1 protein-coding gene is annotated in these 1,417 nt (G+C 45.9%); it reads right to left on the bottom strand.

Features of this window, described 5'->3' with window-relative positions; genetic code table 11:
• Window positions 1-189 precede the first annotated feature (189 nt).
• Window positions 190-1,417, bottom strand: a 1,228-nt coding sequence (locus E2R66_RS28090; RefSeq protein WP_134738018.1) for an IS4 family transposase, incomplete at its 5' end; no start/stop codon positions are given.

Genomic DNA, 1,417 nt, shown 5'->3' with positions numbered 1-1,417 from the left:
ATAGCCGTCAACTTAAGGGTAATGGGTTAAAAATCTTTTTAATTTTTGTAAATTAAACAGGGCGTAGTTTGCCATAAAGGCAAACTATGTATTTTTGCGCTCATATTTTTTTCTTTTTTGAAGGCGGGGTGGTTTAGCGGTACCCCGCCTTCTTTTGTTTCCCTAAAATACATTTTAATTTATTGATTATCAAATAATTGATATGATATCTTCTATTTTAAGCCGTTGTTTCCGCTGCTCTTTTTGCACCTTTGAAAAAGGTAGCTTGCCTATTATTTGTAGCCAGTGACCGTTTGTTTTCCAAAGCTGCTGCCGTAAAGCTTCTTTTGTAGCAGCTACCAGCCCGTACACTTTCAGCGGGCTTACTTGCCCAACCTTGCCTATCGCAGTTGTAGCCTTCCAGCCCAGGATAACCCAGATAAGCTTGGCGTACAGCCGGCACCATGTACGGTAAATGCAGCCTTTGCCTATTTGGTTCAGCCCCATAATGGATTTCCATGCTTTGAAAACCAATTCAACCTGCCACCGCAAATGGTAAAGCTCCTGGATAAGGGCTGCACTATACGCTTCCCCATCCATATTAGTAACAAACAGGTTAAAACCTGCACGGAGCTTAAACTGCTCAGAGGTTTTGTGCCCCTTCTTTTTATTATACTTTGCCAGCTGTGCAATGCGCTTATTTTTAACACCTTCGCTTACCGGCTCGATAACGAGCCTTACGGGCAGCTTTTGCGCGCCTATAAAAGCTTGTATATCGGTTAGCCCTTTTACCGTAGCTAAGTCCAGTAGTTCATAGCCATCCCCTTTACGGGTATAGATAAGTGCCTGCGAATGCAGCTTATTGACGAAAAAAGCCCCTTTTTCAGCAACATTCACCATGTAGGCTGCATGGGTATACCCCAAGTCCCGGATGTATACTTCGCCCGGGCGGATGTATTCTTTGCCTAAGTGGCTCTCCTGCTGGTCGTTGGCGTTGGCTGCCGTTAGCTTTATATCCGCACGCCCGCTTTTAAGCCCGAACTCGAACTGCACGGCTGCGCCTGCTTCCATGCCCGAGCCCGCGAGCCCCGAAAGCTCACCCGCCATATTTGCCGGAAGGGCAAAGCGCGTGGAATCTTTTATGGTTATTTCCAGCCCCTGTATAGCTTCATCCGTTAATTTCACAGCAAGCAATTTCTCAAAAGCTGACTTCATAAAGGCCTGCATACCCTCGTTAAACTTCTGGTGAAGGCCTTGCTTGGAAATTACTAACCCATGCCGGGCTGTAGCTTGCATGCTTAACTGATTCAAAGAACAATTACCATCGAACAACAGCAAGTCGAACAACTGGCTGCCTGACAGCTTCCGGAAACGCTTGACCGCTCCCGAGGATAAAGCCAACTTCCTTAATAGGCCCTCATTAAAAACCTCATTACTA

The sequence above is a fragment of the Mucilaginibacter psychrotolerans genome (assembly GCF_004519315.1).
Classification (GTDB): Bacteria; Bacteroidota; Bacteroidia; order Sphingobacteriales; family Sphingobacteriaceae; genus Mucilaginibacter; species Mucilaginibacter psychrotolerans.
Note: the sequence above shows the minus strand (reverse complement) of the source record. Positions and strands in the feature narration are given on the sequence as shown.